This window comes from Arthrobacter sp. NPDC055585, assembly GCF_053619115.1.
On record NZ_JBSHIT010000009.1, the window covers coordinates 1 to 18649 of the forward strand.

Below are 18649 nucleotides of genomic sequence, written 5' to 3' on the forward strand. Positions count from 1 at the left end.
CTCTTCGCCATGCTCCGCGACGGCACCCTTTACGAAGACCCTGCACCTAAGAACCTGCCCTCAGCCGCTTGACGAAAACCATAGAGGCACCCCCCGAGATGACAGAAACTGCCCGTATGAGCGTTCATACGGGCAGTTTCTGTCATCTCGGGGGAATGGTAAGCCGGGTCAGCCTTCGCGGCTTCGTCCGGGCGGGCGGCTGGCCGCCTCCGCTTCGGCACGGGTGCGTGCCAGTTCCTCGTCGCTGAGATCCCCGGTGTAGTAGGTGCCGTCCGGTTCCTGCCCGGGATCGTCGTCGACCAACGGATCGGCTTCCGCCTCAACAGCCGCCTTTTCTTCTTTCACCTCAAACATCAGCTGCTGCGCCCGTTCCACGACGTCGTCCAGCTCATCGATGGTCAGCAGCTCCGGGCGCAGGTGCTTGGTGCGGTAGCCGGCACGGCCCACCATGTGGGCAGACACGGGCGCGGTGAGCAGCATAAAGATCCAGCACAGCGCCAGGACCGGCAGCAGGACCCAGCTGCGGAACTCCACAGCCATGGCCAGCAGGAAAAGCAGCAGGCCGAGCACCTGCGGTTTGGTCGCCGCGTGCATCCGGCTCATCAGGTCCGGGAAGCGGGTCAGGCCGATCGCTGCGGCGAAGGACATGGTGGCCCCGCCCAGCAGCAGTGCCCCGACGATTACGTCAATCACGGTTTCGCTCATGGCTACCTCCGGTCCGTTACGAAGCGGGCAACCGTCACGGAGCCAATGAAGCCGATCAGCGAAATAGCGATCAGCAGCGCAAGGTAATCAAGGTTCCGGTTCACGACCATATCCACGATGAGGGCGCCGCCGACGATGGCCAGCAGCACATCCGCGGCAAGGACGCGGTCAAGAATGGAGGGTCCGCGGACAATGCGGAAGATGGCACCGGCCGCCGAGACTGCCAGCATGACGGAGACGATGATGACGGCTACAGTCATCGGCTGACCTCCCCTTCGCGCAGTTCCTTGAGATCTTTCTGCTCGGCCCGTACCAGGGCCAGGTCTTCCCGGGTGCCCATCATGCGGATCAGCCAGGATTCAGTGGCACGCACGTCGTCGCGGACCTTTTCCGCTGCCTCCTGGCTGTTCACGCCCAGGCAGTGCAGGTAAAGGGTTGATGTGGAACGGTCCACTTCCACCACCAGCGAGCCGGGGATCAGGGAGAGCGCATGGCCGGTAGCCGTGACCAGCAGGTCCGAGTGGCTGCGCAGCTTTACGGCGACCACGGCGTTCCTGATCCGCGGGCCGTGGACGGTGGCCAGCCAGAGCACGTGGACGCTCGCGATCACGAGCTTGTAGAGGAACCGCACACCGAAGCCCGCGGCGTACAGAATGTTGAACCGGCCAGAGAGGTCTACCGGAGGCAGGTAGAAAATGTTGGTGACAACAAACGCGATGATGGCGCCGAACACCAAATTGCCCAGGCTGAAGTCCTGCCAGAGCGCTCCCCAGAGCAGCACCAGCCAGATGATCAGCGGCAGTTCCTTCAGCAGGGGAATCCGCGGGTGGTTGCGCATGCGGGCTTTTTGAGTCACGGTGCGCTCCCTTCGCCGAGGACCGCTTCAATGTACGGTGTGCGGTCCAGCAGGTCCTGGGCGGCGTCGTCGCTCAGCGAGAACAGCGGCCCTGCCAGCACCGTGAGGGAGACACCCAGGGCCACAAGTCCCACGGTGGGGTAAACCATGGACTTCGGCAGCAGGTTCACTGTGGAGCGGCCGCCAAAGCGCCCGCTGCTGTGTCCGCTCACATTGCCGGAGTCGCGGACGGTGCTTCCGTCGGAGGTGGTGGCCAGCAGGATCGGGTCCGGGTGGACAGCGTCTTCCGGGGTCCGCCAGAACGCGCGGTTCCAAACCCGTGCCATGACCAGCAGGGTGAGCAGCGAGGTCAGGACGGAGGCCGCTACCAGCACGTAGGCCAGCGGCGTGCCCAGTTCCACACCGGCCTGCATGAGGCCCAGCTTTCCGAGGAACCCGGAGAACGGCGGAATACCGGCGAGGTTGATGGCCGGAATGAAGTACAGCACTGCCAGCAGCGGCGAGAGCCGGGCCAGGCCTCCCAGACGGTCCATGTTGGCTGTGCCGCCGCGCCGTTCAATCAGGCCGGTCACCAGGAACAGGCTGGTCTGGACGGTGATGTGGTGGACCACGTAGAACACTGCCGCACCAATGCCCACGATCGAGGAGATCGCCAGGCCGAACACCATGTAACCGATGTGGCTGACCAGGGTGAAGGAGAGCATACGTTTGATGTCAGTCTGCGCCAGCGCACCCAGGATGCCCACCAGCATGGTCAGTCCTGCCACCACCATCAGCAGCGTATTGATTCGGTCTCCCGGGAACAACAGCGTCTCCGTGCGGACCATGGCGTACACGCCCACTTTGGTCAGCAGGCCGGCGAACACCGCGGTAACCGGTGCCGGAGCAGTGGGATAGGAGTCAGGCAGCCAGAAGGACAGCGGGAACACGGCGGCCTTGATGCCGAAGGCAACCAGCAGCATCAGGTGGAGCATCATCTGCGTTCCCGGGTCCAGCTCGCCCAACTTGATCGCAAGGTCTGCCATGTTCACCGTGCCGGTTGCGGCATAAATCATGCCGATGGCGGTGAGGAACAGGACAGAGGAAATGACACTGACGACGACGTAGGTCACGCCTGCGCGGATCCGGGGCGTGGTGCCGCCCAGTGTCATCAGTACGTAACTGGCCGTCAGCAGGATTTCGAAGCCAACGTAGAGGTTGAACAGATCGCCGGCCAGGAAGGCATTGGAAACGCCGGCCACCAGGATCAGGTAGGTCGGATGGAAGATTGAAATCGGTCCGTCTTCATCACCGTCGGTCATACCCTGGCCGGCTGCGTAGATAAGCACCGCAAGGCTGATGGCCGTGGACACCACCAGCATCAGGGCGGAGAACTGGTCCACCACCATGGTGATGCCGAACGGCGGCATCCAGCCGCCCAGGTTCACTGCCTGCGCTCCGGTTTCCCAGACGGCGGCCAGCAGGAAGCACTCCAGTGCCAGCGTCAGGGTCAGCACGCTGATGGACACGATGCGCTGGGAACGCTGGTGCCGGATGAGGAGGAAGGCCAGTGCCGCGCCGAGGAACGGCAGGACGACGGCGAGCGGGGCAAAACTGGAAGCGTTCATCGTTTTGCCTCTCCTGTGGTTCCGGTGCCCTGGCCGCGCTGCGACCCGGGTGCTTCCTCGGCCTCGTCAGCCGGCGTGAACTCGGTCGTGTCCTCGGGGACATCGGCGTCGTCTTCCGCGTCGTAGCTGCTTTGGCTGGCCACGCGGCGGTCTTCGATGTCGTCCTGGACCTCGTCCTGGCGCCCCAGCACCCAGGACCGGTAAATGAGGCCGAGCATAAAGGCCGTGACGGAGAAGGAAATAACGATTGAGGTGAGGATAAATGCCTGCGGGAGCGGGTCGTTGTAGTCTTCCGGCGGAATCTCGGAGCTGAACAGCGGCGCCAGTCCCTGGAAGCCGCCGGTGGCCAGCAGCAGCAGGTTGGTGGCGTTGGCCATCATGGCCAGGCCCAGCACCACCCGGGTGAGGCTGCGTTCCAGGACCAGGTAGATCCCAGCCGCGTACAGGGCGCCCATGATGAGCAGCAGCGTGATGTTGACGCTCATCGGGACACTCCTTCCGTTTCAAGCAGTTCGGGTTCGGGTTCCACCAGGTCCTCGTCGTCGTCATCGGAACCGCCTTCGGAGCGTTCGTCGATTTCCGAGCCGAGGCTGCGCAGGACGTCCAGGACCAGGCCCACCACCACCAGGTACACGCCAATGTCGAAGATGGTCGAGGTGACGAACTTGACGTCACCGAAGACCGGCCAGGTGAACTCAATGATGGCGCTCTGCAGCACCTGGCCGCCGAAGAACAGCGGAGCTGCTGCGGAAAGCGCTGCCAGGCCCAAACCGCCGCCAAGCAGTGTGCCGGCGCTGACCGGAGTTGCTTCGGCGAGCTCGAAGCGGCCGCCGGCAAGGTAGCGGATGGTCAGTGCCAGTCCTGCCATCAGCCCGCCGGCAAAGCCGCCGCCCGGTGAGTTGTGGCCGGCAATAAGCAGGTAGATGGAGAAGATGATCACGGAGTGGAACAGCAGCCGGGTGACCACTTCAAAGATGATGGAGCGGCGCTCGGGAGCCAGCGTGCGGCCGGCTACCAGCCACGCTTCCCGGGCCACGGAGGAGAACTTCCGGGCCAGGGCGAGGGTGGCGGCTTCCCGCTCGGAGGAAGCGAAGTGTTCGCGCCCGCGGTCCACGGAGCCGGTGGCAATCTCATTGGCCCGGCGGCGCTTGTCGCCGCGGCCGCGGATGAAGATCAGGGAAGCGACGCCGGTGGCCGCCATGGCCAGAACAGAGAGCTCGCCGAAGGTATCCCAGGCACGGATGTCCACCAGGGTCACGTTGACGATGTTCAGGCCGCCGCCGCCCTTGTAGGCAAGTTCGGGGTAGGACAGGGAGATGGGTTCGGCCACGCGGGATGCCATCGCGGTCATGGCGAAGAGCACCATGGCGGCTCCGAAGGCAATACCGAGTCCGGCCCTCAGCAGGCGCTGGCCCGTGGGTTCGCGCTTCCACAGCCGGGCCGGCAGGGACCGCAGCGCCAGCACAAAGGCCACCAGGACGATGGTTTCCACCAGCATCTGGGTCAGTGCCAGGTCCGGGGCACCCTGCAGGGCAAAGATCAGGGCGATGCCGTAGCCGCTGACGCTTACCATCAGCACGGCCAGGAACCGCTTGTTGGCGCGGGCTGCACCGACTGCCCCGATCACCACGGCTGCACCGATCACGGCCTGCAGCGGGGAGTCGAACCAGTGGAAGTGTTCCGGCAGTGGCGCGTCCCGGAGCAGGACGGCGCCCAGCGGCGTCACGATGGCCATGCTCAGGATGACAAAGAGATAGAAGGTCAGCGAACCGCGCTGTGTGCGTCCGGTGACCCATACCGCGGCGTCATCCAGGATGCCGATCAGGCCGCGGTAGGAGCGCTCGGCATCGAGCGGGCTGGCCATACGCGCCTGGATTTTCTCCACCCGGGTGCGCTGGAAGAACAGGAGGGTTCCGGCCGCGATGGTCAGTACCGTCAGGCCGAGGGCCAGAGTGAAGCCGTGCCAGAGCGCCAGGTGGGTCGCTTCGCCTTCCAGCGGGTACAGGTCCGCGTACGGGCTGATGATTGTGTCCAGCGGCTTCGGCCAGAGGCCAAAGAAGACGGTGGCGGCAGCCAGGATGGCAGGCGGGGCGAGGAACGGCCACGGAATGGCTTTGAAGGCCGTCGGCTTGCAGGATTCCTTGGTGGCGAAACCGCCCCAGACAAACCGGCAGCTGTACGCGAAGGTGAGGATGGCACCGGCAACAACGCCGACCAGCAGCACAATGGCCGTGGGGGTGCCCTGTTCCTCGGCGAAGTGGACGTACGTTTCGTAGACGGATTCCTTGGCCACGAACCCAAGCAGCGGAGGCAGGCCGGCCATGGAGGCGGCACCGATCGCTGCCACGACGGCAAGGACGGGTGCAGAGCGGCCGACGCCGGAGAGCTTGCGGATGTCACGCGTTCCGGCCTGGTGGTCGATGATGCCCACCACCAGGAACAGCGTGGCCTTGAAGAACCCGTGCGCTACGAGCAGGCCAAGCCCGGCCAGGGCTGCTTCGCGGTTGCCCAGGCCTACCACCAGGGTGAGGAAACCGAGCTGGCTGACGGTGCCGTAGGCAAGCATCAGCTTGAGGTCGTGCTGGCGCAGGGCACGCCAGCCGCCAAGCAGCAGCGTCGCCAGGCCGAGCACGGTAATAACCGGAGTCCAGTACGTGGTTTCCCAGAAGCCGGGAGCGAGCCGGGCCACCAGGTAGATGCCGGCCTTCACCATCGCCGCGGCGTGCAGGTACGCGCTGACAGGGGTGGGTGCGGCCATCGCCGCGGGGAGCCAGAAATGGAAGGGGAAAAGTGCGGACTTCGAGACCGCGCCGATCAGCATCAGCACGATGGCTACGTCAACGATGACTCCGCTTGCCACCAGCTCCGGTGCCATCGCCATGATCTCGGAGATCCTGTAGGTGCCGGCAGCCGAGCCGAGCATGATCATGCCCACGAGCATCGCCAGTCCGCCGAACGTGGTGACGATCAGCGCCTGCAGGGCTGCGCGGCGGGCCGAAAGGCGGTGCGCGGAATAGCCGATCAGCAGGTAGGACAGGATGGTGGTCAGTTCCCAGAAGATGAAGAGCAGAATCAGGTCATCTGCCGTCACCAAACCGAACATTGCTGCGGCGAAAGCCAGCAGCTGCGCTCCGAAGCTGCCCATCTTGGGGTCTTCGGGGCGGAAGTAGCGGGCACAGTAGAACAGGACCAGGGAGCCGACGCCGAGGATGAGGATTGCCAGGACAGCCGAAAGCGCATCGATCCGGAAAGCCAGTTCCACCCGGAGATCCGGGACCCAGGGGATAATGACCGACGGAGGTGCGTTCGGGGCGCCTGAGGCGAGGGACTGGCCGGACTCGATGTACCGGGGGTACGTGGCCATCAGCCAGATGAATGCACCGGCCGGAACAGCCGCCAGAAGATAAAAAGCAGACCTGCCAATCCGGCGGAAGAATGAGGGCGCCACTAGTGCCACCGCAAATAGAACGGTTAGCACAATTAGCACGTAGATCTCCCGGGTTCTCTGATGGGCCTTACAGGTCAGAACACAGCTTTAGTTATCAACGTCGGGTCGAGGGGCTTTGATTTATTCTAGCGGAGGCATAAGCCCCGGTCACATTCGGAACATGTTCAAACGCGGCCGCGTCCGTCCACCTTCCGCGCGCATTTGCCCGTTAGCATCTGGATCATGGCTTCGATGACGCACGCAACTCCCGGACAGTCCGGGACCCCCGCTCAGGCGCGACGGCGGGAGGTTTGGGCGTGGGCCTCGTGGGACTGGGGATCGGCGTCTTTCAACGCCGTGATGACCACCTTCGTCTTTACGGTGTACCTGACTTCCGATTCATTTGGTGGCGAAGATCACGCTTCAGCGGTCCTGGGGGCCGGTCTGGCCGTGGCCGGTGTGCTGGTGGCGGTACTGGCTCCCGTCGCGGGCCAGAGGTCCGACACCGGCGGGCGCCGCAAGCTGTGGCTGGCGGTCAACACCGTGGCGGTCTGCGTTGCCACCGGACTCTGCTTCTTTGTGTACCCGAGTGAGAACTTCCTGCTGCTCGGCGTCGCGCTCATCGCCCTGGCCAACGTGTTCTTCGAGTTCGCCAACGTGAACTACTTCGCGATGCTCAAGCAGGTCTCCACCCCCGGCACCATCGGCAGGGTCAGCGGATTCGGCTGGGCCATGGGATACGTGGGCGGTATCGTCGCCCTCGTACTGGTGCTGGTAGGATTCATCAATCCGGACATCGGCTGGTTCGGCGTCACCTCGGAGAACGGCCAGAACATCCGCGCCGTGGCTCTCTTCTCCGCCGCGTGGTTCCTGGTCTTCTCCCTCCCCATCTTCTTCACCGTGCCCGAGGTTCCCCGAACCCGCGCCGCAAAGATTGGCTTCTTTGCCTCCTACGGACTGCTGTTCCGGCGGATCAAGGCAATCTACAAGACCAGCCCGCACACCATCTTTTTCCTGCTGGCCAGTGCGGTATTCCGCGACGGGCTGGCGGCGGTCTTTACCTTCGGCGGCATCATTGCGGGCGGAACGTTCGGCTGGGAGCTCTCCCAGGTGATCATGTTCGCCATCTTCGGCAACATCGTTGCCGCAGCAGGCTCCTTCGCCGGCGGCTTCCTCGATGACCGGATCGGTCCCAAGCCCGTGATCGTCGGGGCGCTGACCGGCCTGCTGCTGGCAGGAACGGTCATCGCTGTCCTGGGCGCGGAGGATGTTAGCCTGTTTGGCCTTGAATGGACCGGAGACACAACCTTCTGGATCTTCGGCCTGGCCCTCTGCCTCTTCGTCGGGCCGGCCCAGTCTGCCTCCCGTGCCTTCCTCGCGCGGCTCGCACCGGATGGCGAGGAGTCGGAGCTCTTTGGGCTCTACGCAACCACCGGCCGCGCCGTGAGTTTCCTGGCGCCGTCGCTCTTTGCGGCCTTCATCGCCATCTTCGGAGCCCAGCGGTACGGCATCATCGGCATCCTACTGGTGCTGCTGCTGGGTCTGCTGGCGCTGCTGCCGGTCCGCGCCCCGGGGCGTACGCCCAAGGCAGTGGTGCCCGAGGTTTAGCGCCTATTCCAGCTGGGCTACCCACTGGCGGACGACGTCGGTGAAATCGTCCATCGCCGCTTCGGCGGCCGCCCGGCTTGAGAAGGTCACCACTCCCCTGTTCCGTCCGGCCATCCGCAGCACCTTGCGCGGGTCGGTGACGGTGATTTCACGGTGGTCGGGCTTCGGCCTGGCACCGGTGTGAAGAACAACCTGAATGTTCTCCGGGCGGCGCAGGCTGAAAGTGGCAAAGTCATCACGCAGGGCAAAGTTCGGAGCGCCCCACTTGATGTTCTCGTGGATCCGGGGATCCACCGAGAGGATGGCCGCACGAAGGTGCCGCACCACGGAGGACATCGGGTGGTCCAGGGCTGCCAGATAGTCCGTCAGCTCTTCTGGTTCTGCGGGTTCCATGCGCACAATCTGGCACCGTGCAGTGCCGGTGTCCACAGTAGAGCCCCAAACCTGCCGGGCTCATTCCTCAGGCCGTGTTCCGGCCTCCGCTGAGGTCCAGGGTCTGCCCCGTCATGTAGCTGCATTCGGGGGAAAGCAGCCAGGCGGCCAGGGCCGCGAACTCCGCCGGGTATCCAACCCTTCCCATCGGAACCCTGGCGAGCAGCTCAGCATTGCGTTCGGCACTCAGGTCCTTGAGCAGCGGCGTCTGAAACATCGAGGGCGCAACACAGTTAACTGAAATACCTGCGGCAGCGGTCTCCTTCGCCGCGGACTTGGCCAGCGCAATCAGGCCCGCCTTGGAGACAGAATAGGCCGACATGTTCGCGTTCCCTTCCCTGCCTGCGATCGAAGCCAGCATGGCGATCCGGCCGTATCCGGCCGCGCGCATCTGGGGGATAACCGCCTGCAGCCCGTAGAGGCAACCCGTCAGGTTAACCTCCAGGGTGCGGTTCCAGCCCTGATGCGGCACCTCCTCCACCGGCACTTCCGGGCCCTGGACGCCGTGGCAGAACAGCGCACCGTCCAATCGGCCGAACCGGTCCAGGGTGTGCCGGAGAACCTGCTGCCACTGCGCCTGGTCCGTGACATCCAGCCCGAGGAACAAACTTTCGGTATCCGCCGGGGATCCGGCGGGTGCTGCGACATCCGTGGCCACAATGCATGCGCCCTCGGCCCGCAGCCTGGCCGCTGCCTCGGATCCCAGTCCTCCCCCGGCGCCGGTAACCAGCACCACCCTGCCGGCGAAGCGTCCGGGCCAGGCCTGCAGCCGGTGCTGCGGGGCTTCCCCATCCGGAATCATGCTGCGCCTTCGCACAGGTGGCGGGCAGCGGCATAGGCACGCGTGAGGGCGGATCCCAGCGTCGCCCCGCCGCCCGGGTAGTGGTTGCGGAAAACCCCGGCTGCGGCGTTGCCCGCCGCGTACAACCCGGTGATGGGCCCGCCGTCCCAGCCCAGGACCTGGCCCTGGTGGTTCACTGCCAGCCCGCCGGAGGTTCCCAGCATCCCTGCATGCACGGGGACTGCATAGAACGGCGGCTTGTCCAGCGGGGAAAGGCAGGGGTTGGGCAGGTTGGACTGGTCACCGAGGTGGCGGTCCTGCTCGCTGGCTCCCCGGCCGAACAGGGCATCGGTGCCCTGCCGGGCGCCGTCGTTGAACAGCAGCACCGTTTCGGCCAGCCCGGCGGCATCGATCCCCGTCTTTTCAGCCAGTTCCAAGAGGCTGGACGAGCCGTTCATCCAGTCCTCCGCCACACCCGGGGCAGAGCCTGCCACCGGGTACTTCGCGTGGTAATCCGAGTCAAAGACGAGCCAGGCAGGATTGTTCTGCTGGCGGGAGCTTCGCGGATCGGTGTTGGCAAAGACGCGGGCGGCGTCGTGGTAGTTCAACGCTTCGTTGACGAACCGCCGGCCTGCGGCATTGACCGTGATGGACCCCGGCAGCGTCATTTCCACGTTCGCCATCCGCCCCGTGGGCCGGCCGTCGTACCGTGCGCCCGGCGGAGTGATCACCGGAACACCCCACATCGCCGTCATATCCCGCACGGCTGCCCCGGCCGCGAGCGCCAGTTCCAGTCCGTCGCCTTCGTTGGAAGGTGCGCCGATCGGTGTGGCCTGCAGCGGAAGGAACGCTGCTCGCAGGTCCGCGTTGAACTCGAACCCGCCGGAGGCTATGACGACGGCGCCGGCACGGATGGGCTCCTCCCGTCCGGCAATCTCCACGTTCCATCCACTGCCGGAACGGGACAGTCCTGTCACGGGTGTCTGGACTGCGAGACGGACTCCCTGATCGAGGGCGGTGGCGGCCAGGGACCCGGCGAGGGCCCCTCCCATGGTGCGGATGCCCTCATCGGCACGGGCCCGCAGCAGCTGCGGGTCCGGTGCCCGGCCGTTGAGATTGTCCCGTTCGATCATGGTGAGCAGCGGAAAGTAGGTGGACGGCCGCAGCATGGCGGCCAGTCCCGGGTGGTCGTCGTCGGAGAACGGCAGGTTGTCCAGGCTGCGGCCTCCGGCGGCGGCGCCGTCCCATTCCAGGTGATAGTCCGGACGGGCCAGCGGTACCAGGCGCACACGGGTGTGGCGGTCCAGGAATCCAACCACGTCCGCTGCGGTGTCAACGAACCACTCAATGTCCTGGTCCGGCATGGCATGGCCGGCCGCGGCCCGCAGATAGCTGATGCCGGCTGCCCGGGAATCGGAGAATCCTGCGGTTAGTGAAAGGTGATTGTTGGGTGCCCAGATGACGCCGCCGCCTGCGGAAGTAGTTCCGCCCAGCAGCGCTGCCTTCTCCAGCACCAGCACGGAGGCACCGCCGTGGGCTGCCCGGACCGCAGCGGTGAGGCCTGCGGCGCCGGAACCCATCACGACGACGTCGTAGGAGGACGCCGGATCGGCCGGGTTCGAGGTGATGAGGGCTTCTTCGCGTCTCATAGGTCAGCTCTCCCCTCGTTCGCCGGTGTGCGCGCCAGAGGCCGCAGGCTCACGGACCGGCATGGTGATGACGATTTTTCCTGCCCCCCGGGCCGGATCAAGCATGGTTTCGAAGGCCTCCTGTATCCCTGCCAGCTCGAAGGTGTGAGTGATCAGGGATTCGGCCAGGTCCCGGTGCCGGTTTAGGGCTGCCAGGGCAGCGGGGATGAGGTTTGCACTGTTCCGGCTGCCGAGGATGTCCAGTTCCTTGAACGGCACCGTCCGCATGGACAGCGCGGCAGTTGCCGTCGAGATGCCTACCTGGACAATCCGCGCCGTCGGGGCTGCCAGCGAAAGAGCGTTCTCGAACGACGCCGGTGCTCCGGTGGCTTCAATGAGGAGGGTGGGACCGGACATCCGGCACCAGGATTCGAGCACTTTGCGCTGAGCGCTGTCCGGGAATCCCTGCGAGCCGGCCTGCAGCGTGGCCACTGCCCCAAACGCCCGGGACATTTGGAGCCTGGACGGAACGAGGTCCGAGGTGATGACATTGACGCCCAGCTCGGTCAGGAAGAGCGTGGCCAGCAGCCCGATTGGCCCGCAGCCGAAAACCAGGGCCGTCTCCCCTGCCTCGGGCCTGCCCCGGTTCACAGCCTGCATGGCAATTGATCCCGGCTCCCCCAGCACGGCGAGCCGAAGCGGCATGCCCTCAGGAACGGGGTGAAGCTTGGCGACCGGAACACTGATGAGCTCAGTCAGGGCACCGTCTTCGTAGCAGCCCAGACAGGAGATGGACTCGCAGACGTTCGGACGGCCGGCAAGGCACGGCCCGCAGCTGCCGCAGTACACCATGGGGCTGACCGCTACGGCGCTTCCCACGGCCAGGCCCGGTCCGCTCTCCGCCGGGTGGATGGCTTCGATCCGCCCGGCGAACTCGTGTCCCTGCACCAGCGGCAGCTCCGTGGGATAGTCGTCGTCCCAGATGTGCAGGTCGGTCCCGCAGAGGGCAACCTGGTGCACCCGGACCAGGGCGTGCCCGGGCGTAAGTGCCGGGGGTTCCTCCTCACGCAGCTCGATGGTCCGCCTGCGGACGGTGTGGGCTCGCAGCATGCCCCGCCCCTACCCCTTGGCCTCTGCCGGGGCCTGAAGTTTGTCCTTGCCGAAAAAGATGTTCCAGAAGCTGATCCTGCGGCTGGTTATCAGTCCGGCCCGGGCGAATGGATCACCGTCCATCACTGCGGCGGCCTCTGCCTCGTCGGATGCCCTCATGACCAGAAGGGCTCCGGCGCCTGCATCCAGCGGCCCGCTGACCAGCAGCCTGCCCGAGTCAAAGAGTGCCTGCAGGAACTCCAGATGATCCGGGCGGACGCCCTCACGCTGAGCGGCGGTTTCGGCTGAGTAGGTGTAGGTGACGGCATACGTGTTCATGGCTGGAGCTCCTGGGAATCTGTTGCTGGTGTGCTGGAACTGCTCGGTGCGGCGGTGCCGTCGTCCTCATAGGCGGTAACTCCGGCCAGGTCGCGTCCGGCGACGTACCCGAAGGTCAGGGCGGGGCCAAGGTTGATGCCGCCTGCCGGGTAGTGGCCGCCCATCACGCTGGCCTGGTCATTGCCCGCTGCGTAGAGCCCCTTGATGGGTGTGCCCACTTCGGTGAGCACCCGGGCCGAAGCATCCACAGCCAGCCCGGCGAACGTGCCGAAACTGCCCGGCACCACCCGGACGGCGTAGAAAGGGCCCCGTTCCAAGGGTGCGAGGCTGGGGTTCGGGCGGGTTTTCGGATCTCCTCCGGAACGGTTGAACGGGGTCTCACCGCGTCTGAACTCAGGGTCGACGCCGCGGCGGGCGTTTTCGTTGAACTCCGCCACCGTCTTGGTCAGGGCATCAGCATCAATCCCGCATTTGGCCGCGAGCTCCTGGAGCGTCCTGCCCCGGACCAGGTACCCGCTGCGCAGGTAGGGGAAAAGCGGCACGGGCAGCGGCTTGGCCATACCAAGCGGATAGCGGCGCACAAAGCGTGAATCGGCTATCTGCCAGGACTGGACGGGGCCGTCCTCATCAGAGGCGCTGATCATCGCGTCGACGTAGTCCCAATAGCCGTTGGCCTCGTTGACGAACCGCTTCCCCGATGCCAGCACGCCGATGCTGCCGGGCTTGGCACGGTCCATGATGTGCGGAAACACGCCCTGTTTCCCGTTCGGGTATTTGAACAGGGAGACCGGGCACCAGGCCGCCGGAGAGGCACCCTTCGTGATGAACTGTGCGCCTGCCTCCAGCGCCAGATCCAGGCCGGACCCGTCTGCCTCCGGGGGTGCCAGCGTCCAGTGTTCAATCCCGGTAGGGGTCTTTGGGAAGAGACCGGCGCGGCGCCCGGTGTTACTGGGAAAACCTCCGGTGGCCAGGACAACACCCCGGCGGGCAGTGATCGTGTAACCTCCGTCCGGGCCACTCACCCGGAGGCCGGTAACCTGGCCGGCGCTGTCTGTCAGCAGTTTTTCAGCCGTCGTGGAGACGCGGACTTCCACTCCCAAATCGTCTGCGGACTTGAGGAGCCGGGCGGTTAGCGCCGTGCCGTTGACCAGCTGCATGTTCCGGCGGTGCAGGGCGAGGCCGGCCAGGTGGGCGGTCACCCGTCTGGCGGCATGGAGCAGGCCGGCCGGGTTGCCCCGGGACGCAGAGAGGAATTTGGTCAGGTCCGGGCCGGCCATGATTCCCATACCCAGGAAACTGGTTGCGTACAGCTGGTGCCGCATCCTGGCACGCAGCTCGGGCCTGACGTTCCGGGCGTGGAAGGGGGCCGGAGCCACGGACCGGTGTCCAGTGCCCGCGCCGGGCACGGATCCGTAAATGTCATTGATCCGGGTGCCTGGCGTGAACTGGAGCGAGGTGCGGTTATGGAAAAAGCCCACCATGTGCGGCGCCGCCTCCAAAAACGCATCGATCCGCTCGGCGTCGTAATCCTTCCCCAGCACGTGGCGCAGGTAGGTGCGGAATTCTTCGCGGTCCTCCTGGACGCCGTCGGCCTTGGCCAGGGGATTGCCGGGGGCCCATGCCCAGCCGCCGGAATGGGAGGTGGCGCCGCCAATGACCCCGGCCCGCTCCACCACCACTACCTTCAGTCCGTGGTAGGCACTGGTAACCGCAGCGGACATACCGCCTGCACCTGACCCGACGACGACGACGTCGGCTTCGGTGTCCCTGCTAATTGTGGTGCTCATCTGTTATTCCGTTCGTTCCGTTGCAGTGCTGTTCCGGGAGGTCCGGGGGTACCCGGAGGAAGGCGGCGGCTCAGGGCTGCCGAAGACCGGGACGGATGCCCTCAGGTTTCCGGCGGCATCGATCACCGAGTCCGCCGCCTGTTTCAAGTGGTTCGCCCAGGCCTGTTCACCGAGGCGGGCGAGCGCTGAATCCGAAGGTGTTTCGACACTCACCGGGGTTCCTTCGGGCAGCGCGGCGATCATTTCCGCGAGCCGGAATCCGCCCTCTCCGGGTACCTGGCGCTCGGACCGGGATTCGTGCACAAGGCCGTCCCGGTCTGCCGGTGCGTCCGCCGGCCCGTCACACAGCTGCAGCAGCGGGATCAGCCGGCCGTACTCGTGAAGCTCCTCGTCCGTGGTGCCCACCCTGCTCAGGTGCAGGGTGTCGGCCACGACGCCGCAGCCCGAGTTCCGTGCCAGTTCCGCGGCCACCGGGAGCGAATTCACGGACTGGTAGGAGATGACTTCCAGGGTGGGAACAATGCCGAAGTCTTCGCCGTCCTGCGCCATCTGCGTGAGGATCCCGGCCAGCTTCCCGTGGTCCGCGAGCGACGCGGCAACCGTGAGGCTGGACGCCCCCAGCGCCTTCCCCGCTTCCATCATCTGCAGCCAGGCGGACCGCTGGTCGCTCCCGTCAAGCAGCAGGAACTCAATGTCCCGTATTCCCACCCCTGTCTCCTCGACGGCGAGCATTGTTTCCCTGAACATCGGTGAGCCCGGGGCGAGGTCATACGGCCGCTCCGCGGGCGTCACCTGCCTCACCCGGGCGCCGACGAAGTCGAAACCGGCGGCAGCGGCGATGCGCACCAGCCGGGGAGGTTCGGTTCGAAGCAGGGACAGCTGGGCCAGGCCAACCTGAGGTTTGTGGTTTGTCATGTAGTCGCTCGAATCTTCAGGGTGCGGACGGCCGGAGTTCTGACTGCGGAGAAGGACATCTGGTCTCAGCGGCTGTGCCGCATCCCGCCGGGGCAACCGGAACCCCTGCGGGGAACGGCGCAAACCGGACCGGCTGCCCGGTGCGGGCGGACTCGTAGACCGCCAGAAGGATGCGGAGCGCGTTCGTACCGTCCCGGCCGGTGACAGCCGGGGGGCCTCCGCGCCGCACTGCGTCCGTGAAGTCCTCGATCTGTGCCCGGTGATGCGGGATCAGCGCTTCGTTGATGGCCGCCAGGTCCACGTTGGCCCCAGCAGTGATGCCGGGAAGCTCCTGCGTCCCGGACATTCCGTCTGCGGCGATGGTGAGGCGCCCGTCCGTGCCCTCAGGGAATTCGCTGAGTTCGGCCGTCGCTCCGGTAGAACCCGTGACGCGGATCTGCACTCCCAGGGAAGGGCTGGCCGCCGTGGACGCGTTCAGCGTTGCCAGTGCTCCGCTGGTGAACTTCAGGACAGCGCTCGCGGAGTCCTCCACTTCGATGTAGTCACCGTGTTTGAAGGAATTAACCGCTCCGTAGACTTCCGATACCTCGCCCATAAACCACTGCAGCAGGTCGATGTAGTGGATCGCCTGCGTCATCAGCACACCGCCGCCGTCGTTCGCCCAGGTTCCGCGCCACGCATCTGCACGGTAATACTCCGGGTCCCTCTGCAGCAGTACCGACACCTGGCCCATCACCGGCTGTCCCAGGGTGCCGTCGTCGATAGCCGCCCGGAGCGCGGCTGCCGCCGGCCAAAACCTGCGCTGGAAAAGCACGCCCAGTGCCACGCCGTGGCTCTCGCACGCCTCGACCATGTTGCGTGCAGCTCTCAGGTCCACGGCGATCGGCTTCTCGCACAATACGTGCACGCCGGCCGCCGCAGCCTGCAGCACAACTGCTTCATGTGTGGGATGCGGAGTGCAGACCGAAATGATGTCCAGCTTCAGGTCCAGGAGCGCCGCCGCCGAATCCACGGCATGGGGTATCTGCCAGGCTTCGGCGGTCTGCCGGGCACGGGCAATGTCGACGTCGCAGACTCCCACCACCTCGGTGCCCTCAATAGCGGCGAAAGCGCTGAGGTGGTTGCGGCTGATGTTGCCGCAGCCCACGATTCCGACTTGCAGGCGGGGTGTCTGTGAACGGGCCGTTTCAGTCATGGTCCTCTTTCGGGAAGGGTGTGGCGGACAGTTACCGCGCGGCGGGTTCCAGGAGCCCGGCCAGATGTGAGCGCATTCTTGCCCGTGACGGCTCAATGCCTGTGACGAGCGCGAAGGTGTCTGCGGCCTGTTCCACGAGCATGGTTGTGCCGTCGACTACGGGACAGCCCCGTTCCGCTGCGTCAGCGAGCAGCTGAGTCCGCACCGGACGGTAGACGACGTCTGCCACCCAGTGGCCGGGCCTCAGCCACGCGGTATCAAAGGCGGTACCGGGGAGGTGTTCCATCCCGATCGGTGTGGCGTTGACCAGGCCGTCGGCAGCATTGACCCATTCCCGGGCCAGTTCTTCACCGCCGGCCTGGATGCCGGTTCCGCCATGATCCGGGTAAGCCTGCCGCAGAGCATCCCTCAGCTGCTCCCGCCGCTCCGCAACCGGATCGATGATCCTCAGGTTCTGCACTCCAAAGTCCAGCAGCGCGGCTGCGACAGCGGAACCTGCGCCGCCGGCGCCAAAGAGGGCTGCGGTCTGGTGCCTGGCGCCCGCGGGAAGCATACGGCGGAGCCCGGCGAGGAAGCCGCTGCGGTCGGTGTTGTAACCGGTCAGCCCGGCTTCCGACACCACGATCGTATTTACGGCACCGAGGGCTGCGGCATCGGGTGCAACTGAATCCAGGAAGGGCAGAACGGTCTGCTTGTGGGGATAGGTGACGTTGAATCCGGTAAAACCTCCGCTCACCGCATCCTTCAGCACCTCCCCCAGGTCCACTGCGCCGGCGCCGGCGAGGTCAAGGCGCTCATAGCTGTAGCCGGACAGTCCCAGGGCCCTGGCTTCTTTCTCATGGATCAGCGGGGACAGGGAGGTCGCGAGGCCGTTGCCGATCAGCCCAATCCGCATCGGTCCGCTTCCCGGCCTCACGGCTGTTTCATCGCTTCGCGCTCAGCCCGGGTCAGCCCCAGCTGGGCGGTGGGAATCCGGTACGTTTCCGGCCCCGTGGCAAAGGCAGCGGCGGCGAGCACCGTGAAGCCGAAGCACATAACCGCCACGGGCATCCAGTTGGTCAGGTCACCGGCGGTCATGAGGGTGCCGATCGCCGGGGTGAAGCCTGAAACGAGCAGCCCGAGCATAAGGCCGATCGCCATGCCGGAGTAGCGCACGTTTGCGGGGAACTGTTCAGGGAAGGAAGCCATGTAAGACCCGTTGGGTGCGGCGTACAGGCCGCCCATGAGAATGATCGAGGAGATGAACACCAGGGCGACGTTGCCGGTGCTGATGGCGTTGAAGAACACGAACATCATGGCGCCGGCGCCCAGGGCACCGCCGATAAACACCGGTTTGCGTCCGATCTTGTCCGCCAGCATTCCATACAGGGGCTGGGTCAGGACGGCGGAGAAATTCGCAGCTGCGATCACCGTGAGCATGGTGGTGCGCTCAATGCCGTTGTGCTCCACGGCGTAGGCCAGCGCGAAGACGTTGACGATGGTGTTGATCATCGCGAAGGTGGACGAGAACATCACACGGATCACCGCGGCCCAGTGGTATTTGAAGAGTTCCACCAGCGGAACCTTGACCACCTGGTTGGCGTCCTTGGTTTCTTCAAAGACCTCCGGCTCTTCCAGATGGCGCCGGATCCAGAAGGCGACGCCGGTCAGGACGATGCTGATCCAGAACGGGACGCGCCAGCCCCAGGTCAGCAGCTGCTCATCGGGCAGGGACGCGACGGGGATAAACACCAGGGTCGCCAGCACGATCCCGAACATGATTCCACTCATGGTGAAGCTGGCGAAGAACGAACGGCGGTGATCGGGGGCGTGCTCCATGGACAGTGATGCAGCACCCGGTGATTCACCACCGGCGGAGAGGCCCTGCAACAGTCTCAGGACCACCAGCGCCAGCGGCGCGATCAGCCCTGCCTGGTCATATGTGGGCAGGCAGCCGATCAGGAACGTCGAGATTCCCATCAGAAGCAGGCACGCCATCAAAGTGGTCCGGCGGCCGAACTTGTCCCCAAGGTGTCCCCAGATGACGGCGCCCAGCGGCCGGGCCACGTACGCGACACCCAGCGTGGAGATTGAAAGCAGTACGGAATTTCCCTCAGCGGGGAAGAAGACGTGGGAAAAGACCAGGGCGGCCGCTGAACCGTAGATGAAGAAGTCGTAGTACTCGAGGGTGCTCCCGAGGAAGCCTGAGAGTGCGGCACGGCGGGCCTGCGGCGTAGCTCTGCCGGCAGCTGCAGGAGCGGTGGAAGAAGTGGCTGTCATGATGATCCTTTCTCCCCCGTC

17 protein-coding genes are annotated in these 18649 nt (G+C 65.5%); 1 reads left to right on the forward strand and 16 read right to left on the reverse strand.

From position 1 onward, the window contains the following. Positions 1–168: 168 nt before the first annotated feature. From mnhG to ACWGQ2_RS14720, 6 genes are read right to left on the reverse strand one after another with little or no spacing between them, the layout of a single operon-like run. A complete protein-coding gene (mnhG, locus tag ACWGQ2_RS14695; protein ID WP_452018542.1) occupies positions 169–705 on the reverse strand; it encodes a monovalent cation/H(+) antiporter subunit G in 537 nt (178 codons plus the stop codon). Positions 706–707: 2 nt separating this feature from the next. After that, positions 708–965 (reverse strand): monovalent cation/H+ antiporter complex subunit F, encoded by a 258-nt coding sequence (locus ACWGQ2_RS14700; RefSeq protein WP_325790193.1) that lies wholly within the window; start codon positions 963–965, stop codon positions 708–710. Further along, positions 962–1543, reverse strand: a complete 582-nt coding sequence (locus ACWGQ2_RS14705) for a Na+/H+ antiporter subunit E (RefSeq protein ID WP_452018836.1) — start codon at positions 1541–1543, stop codon at positions 962–964. Before ACWGQ2_RS14705 ends, ACWGQ2_RS14700 begins: the two co-directional genes overlap by 4 nt. 14 nt (positions 1544–1557) lie before the next feature. After that, positions 1558–3168: a Na+/H+ antiporter subunit D gene (locus tag ACWGQ2_RS14710; protein ID WP_452018544.1), complete on the reverse strand. Its 1611-nt coding sequence runs from the start codon at positions 3166–3168 to the stop codon at positions 1558–1560. Continuing rightward, a complete protein-coding gene (locus ACWGQ2_RS14715; protein ID WP_452018546.1) occupies positions 3165–3653 on the reverse strand; it encodes a Na(+)/H(+) antiporter subunit C in 489 nt (162 codons plus the stop codon). Before ACWGQ2_RS14715 ends, ACWGQ2_RS14710 begins: the two co-directional genes overlap by 4 nt. Beyond that, positions 3650–6655, reverse strand: coding sequence for a Na+/H+ antiporter subunit A (locus ACWGQ2_RS14720; protein ID WP_452018548.1), 3006 nt, complete (start codon positions 6653–6655; stop codon positions 3650–3652). Before ACWGQ2_RS14720 ends, ACWGQ2_RS14715 begins: the two co-directional genes overlap by 4 nt. Before the next feature lie 192 nt (positions 6656–6847). On the opposite strand from ACWGQ2_RS14720, the gene ACWGQ2_RS14725 reads away from it, so the two are divergent. Beyond that, positions 6848–8203 (forward strand): MFS transporter, encoded by a 1356-nt coding sequence (locus tag ACWGQ2_RS14725; RefSeq protein ID WP_452018838.1) that lies wholly within the window; start codon positions 6848–6850, stop codon positions 8201–8203. Positions 8204–8206: 3 nt separating this feature from the next. Here the strand turns inward: ACWGQ2_RS14725 and ACWGQ2_RS14730 are convergent, their stop codons facing one another. The 10 genes from ACWGQ2_RS14730 to ACWGQ2_RS14775 form a co-directional block, all read right to left on the reverse strand. Beyond that, complete coding sequence (locus ACWGQ2_RS14730) at positions 8207–8596, reverse strand: DUF1801 domain-containing protein (protein WP_152225953.1); 390 nt, start codon at positions 8594–8596, stop codon at positions 8207–8209. Between the two features lie 67 nt (positions 8597–8663). Then, the gene (locus ACWGQ2_RS14735; RefSeq protein WP_452018550.1) at positions 8664–9437 is read right to left on the reverse strand and encodes an SDR family NAD(P)-dependent oxidoreductase; all 774 of its coding nucleotides are present in this window, start codon (positions 9435–9437) and stop codon (positions 8664–8666) included. Continuing rightward, positions 9434–11065, reverse strand: coding sequence for an FAD-dependent oxidoreductase (locus ACWGQ2_RS14740; protein ID WP_452018552.1), 1632 nt, complete (start codon positions 11063–11065; stop codon positions 9434–9436). The genes ACWGQ2_RS14735 and ACWGQ2_RS14740 overlap by 4 nt, the downstream gene beginning before the upstream one ends. Before the next feature lie 3 nt (positions 11066–11068). After that, positions 11069–12154, reverse strand: coding sequence for an alcohol dehydrogenase catalytic domain-containing protein (locus ACWGQ2_RS14745; RefSeq protein ID WP_452018554.1), 1086 nt, complete (start codon positions 12152–12154; stop codon positions 11069–11071). A gap of 9 nt (positions 12155–12163) precedes the next feature. After that, positions 12164–12472 (reverse strand): YciI family protein, encoded by a 309-nt coding sequence (locus ACWGQ2_RS14750; protein WP_452018556.1) that lies wholly within the window; start codon positions 12470–12472, stop codon positions 12164–12166. Then, complete coding sequence (locus ACWGQ2_RS14755; RefSeq protein ID WP_452018558.1) at positions 12469–14259, reverse strand: FAD-dependent oxidoreductase; 1791 nt, start codon at positions 14257–14259, stop codon at positions 12469–12471. The genes ACWGQ2_RS14750 and ACWGQ2_RS14755 overlap by 4 nt, the downstream gene beginning before the upstream one ends. Before the next feature lie 3 nt (positions 14260–14262). Next, positions 14263–15174 carry a sugar phosphate isomerase/epimerase family protein gene (locus ACWGQ2_RS14760; protein ID WP_452018560.1) on the reverse strand — a complete coding sequence of 304 codons (912 nt, stop codon included), beginning with the start codon at positions 15172–15174 and terminating at the stop codon, positions 14263–14265. 16 nt (positions 15175–15190) lie between these two features. After that, the gene (locus tag ACWGQ2_RS14765) at positions 15191–16369 is read right to left on the reverse strand and encodes a Gfo/Idh/MocA family protein (RefSeq protein WP_452018562.1); all 1179 of its coding nucleotides are present in this window, start codon (positions 16367–16369) and stop codon (positions 15191–15193) included. Positions 16370–16400: 31 nt separating this feature from the next. Beyond that, positions 16401–17264: a shikimate dehydrogenase gene (locus ACWGQ2_RS14770; protein WP_452018564.1), complete on the reverse strand. Its 864-nt coding sequence runs from the start codon at positions 17262–17264 to the stop codon at positions 16401–16403. Positions 17265–17281: 17 nt separating this feature from the next. Next, positions 17282–18628, reverse strand: a complete 1347-nt coding sequence (locus tag ACWGQ2_RS14775; RefSeq protein WP_452018566.1) for an MFS transporter — start codon at positions 18626–18628, stop codon at positions 17282–17284. Positions 18629–18649 lie beyond the last annotated feature (21 nt).

Excerpts from the sequence above, each read along its gene's own strand:
- ACWGQ2_RS14745 (WP_452018554.1), bottom strand. The coding sequence starts at position 12,154 with ATGCTGCGAGCCCACACCGTCCGCAGGCGGACCATCGAGCTGCGTGAG.
- ACWGQ2_RS14755 (WP_452018558.1), bottom strand. The coding sequence starts at position 14,259 with ATGAGCACCACAATTAGCAGGGACACCGAAGCCGACGTCGTCGTCGTC.
- mnhG (WP_452018542.1), bottom strand. The coding sequence starts at position 705 with ATGAGCGAAACCGTGATTGACGTAATCGTCGGGGCACTGCTGCTGGGC.
- ACWGQ2_RS14740 (WP_452018552.1), bottom strand. The coding sequence starts at position 11,065 with ATGAGACGCGAAGAAGCCCTCATCACCTCGAACCCGGCCGATCCGGCG.
- ACWGQ2_RS14700 (WP_325790193.1), bottom strand. The coding sequence starts at position 965 with ATGACTGTAGCCGTCATCATCGTCTCCGTCATGCTGGCAGTCTCGGCG.
- ACWGQ2_RS14710 (WP_452018544.1), bottom strand. The coding sequence starts at position 3,168 with ATGAACGCTTCCAGTTTTGCCCCGCTCGCCGTCGTCCTGCCGTTCCTC.
- ACWGQ2_RS14775 (WP_452018566.1), bottom strand. The coding sequence starts at position 18,628 with ATGACAGCCACTTCTTCCACCGCTCCTGCAGCTGCCGGCAGAGCTACG.
- ACWGQ2_RS14705 (WP_452018836.1), bottom strand. The coding sequence starts at position 1,543 with ATGCGCAACCACCCGCGGATTCCCCTGCTGAAGGAACTGCCGCTGATC.
- ACWGQ2_RS14770 (WP_452018564.1), bottom strand. The coding sequence starts at position 17,264 with ATGCGGATTGGGCTGATCGGCAACGGCCTCGCGACCTCCCTGTCCCCG.
- ACWGQ2_RS14735 (WP_452018550.1), bottom strand. The coding sequence starts at position 9,437 with ATGATTCCGGATGGGGAAGCCCCGCAGCACCGGCTGCAGGCCTGGCCC.
- ACWGQ2_RS14725 (WP_452018838.1), top strand. The coding sequence starts at position 6,848 with ATGACGCACGCAACTCCCGGACAGTCCGGGACCCCCGCTCAGGCGCGA.
- ACWGQ2_RS14715 (WP_452018546.1), bottom strand. The coding sequence starts at position 3,653 with ATGAGCGTCAACATCACGCTGCTGCTCATCATGGGCGCCCTGTACGCG.
- ACWGQ2_RS14760 (WP_452018560.1), bottom strand. The coding sequence starts at position 15,174 with ATGACAAACCACAAACCTCAGGTTGGCCTGGCCCAGCTGTCCCTGCTT.
- ACWGQ2_RS14765 (WP_452018562.1), bottom strand. The coding sequence starts at position 16,369 with ATGACTGAAACGGCCCGTTCACAGACACCCCGCCTGCAAGTCGGAATC.
- ACWGQ2_RS14730 (WP_152225953.1), bottom strand. The coding sequence starts at position 8,596 with ATGGAACCCGCAGAACCAGAAGAGCTGACGGACTATCTGGCAGCCCTG.
- ACWGQ2_RS14750 (WP_452018556.1), bottom strand. The coding sequence starts at position 12,472 with ATGAACACGTATGCCGTCACCTACACCTACTCAGCCGAAACCGCCGCT.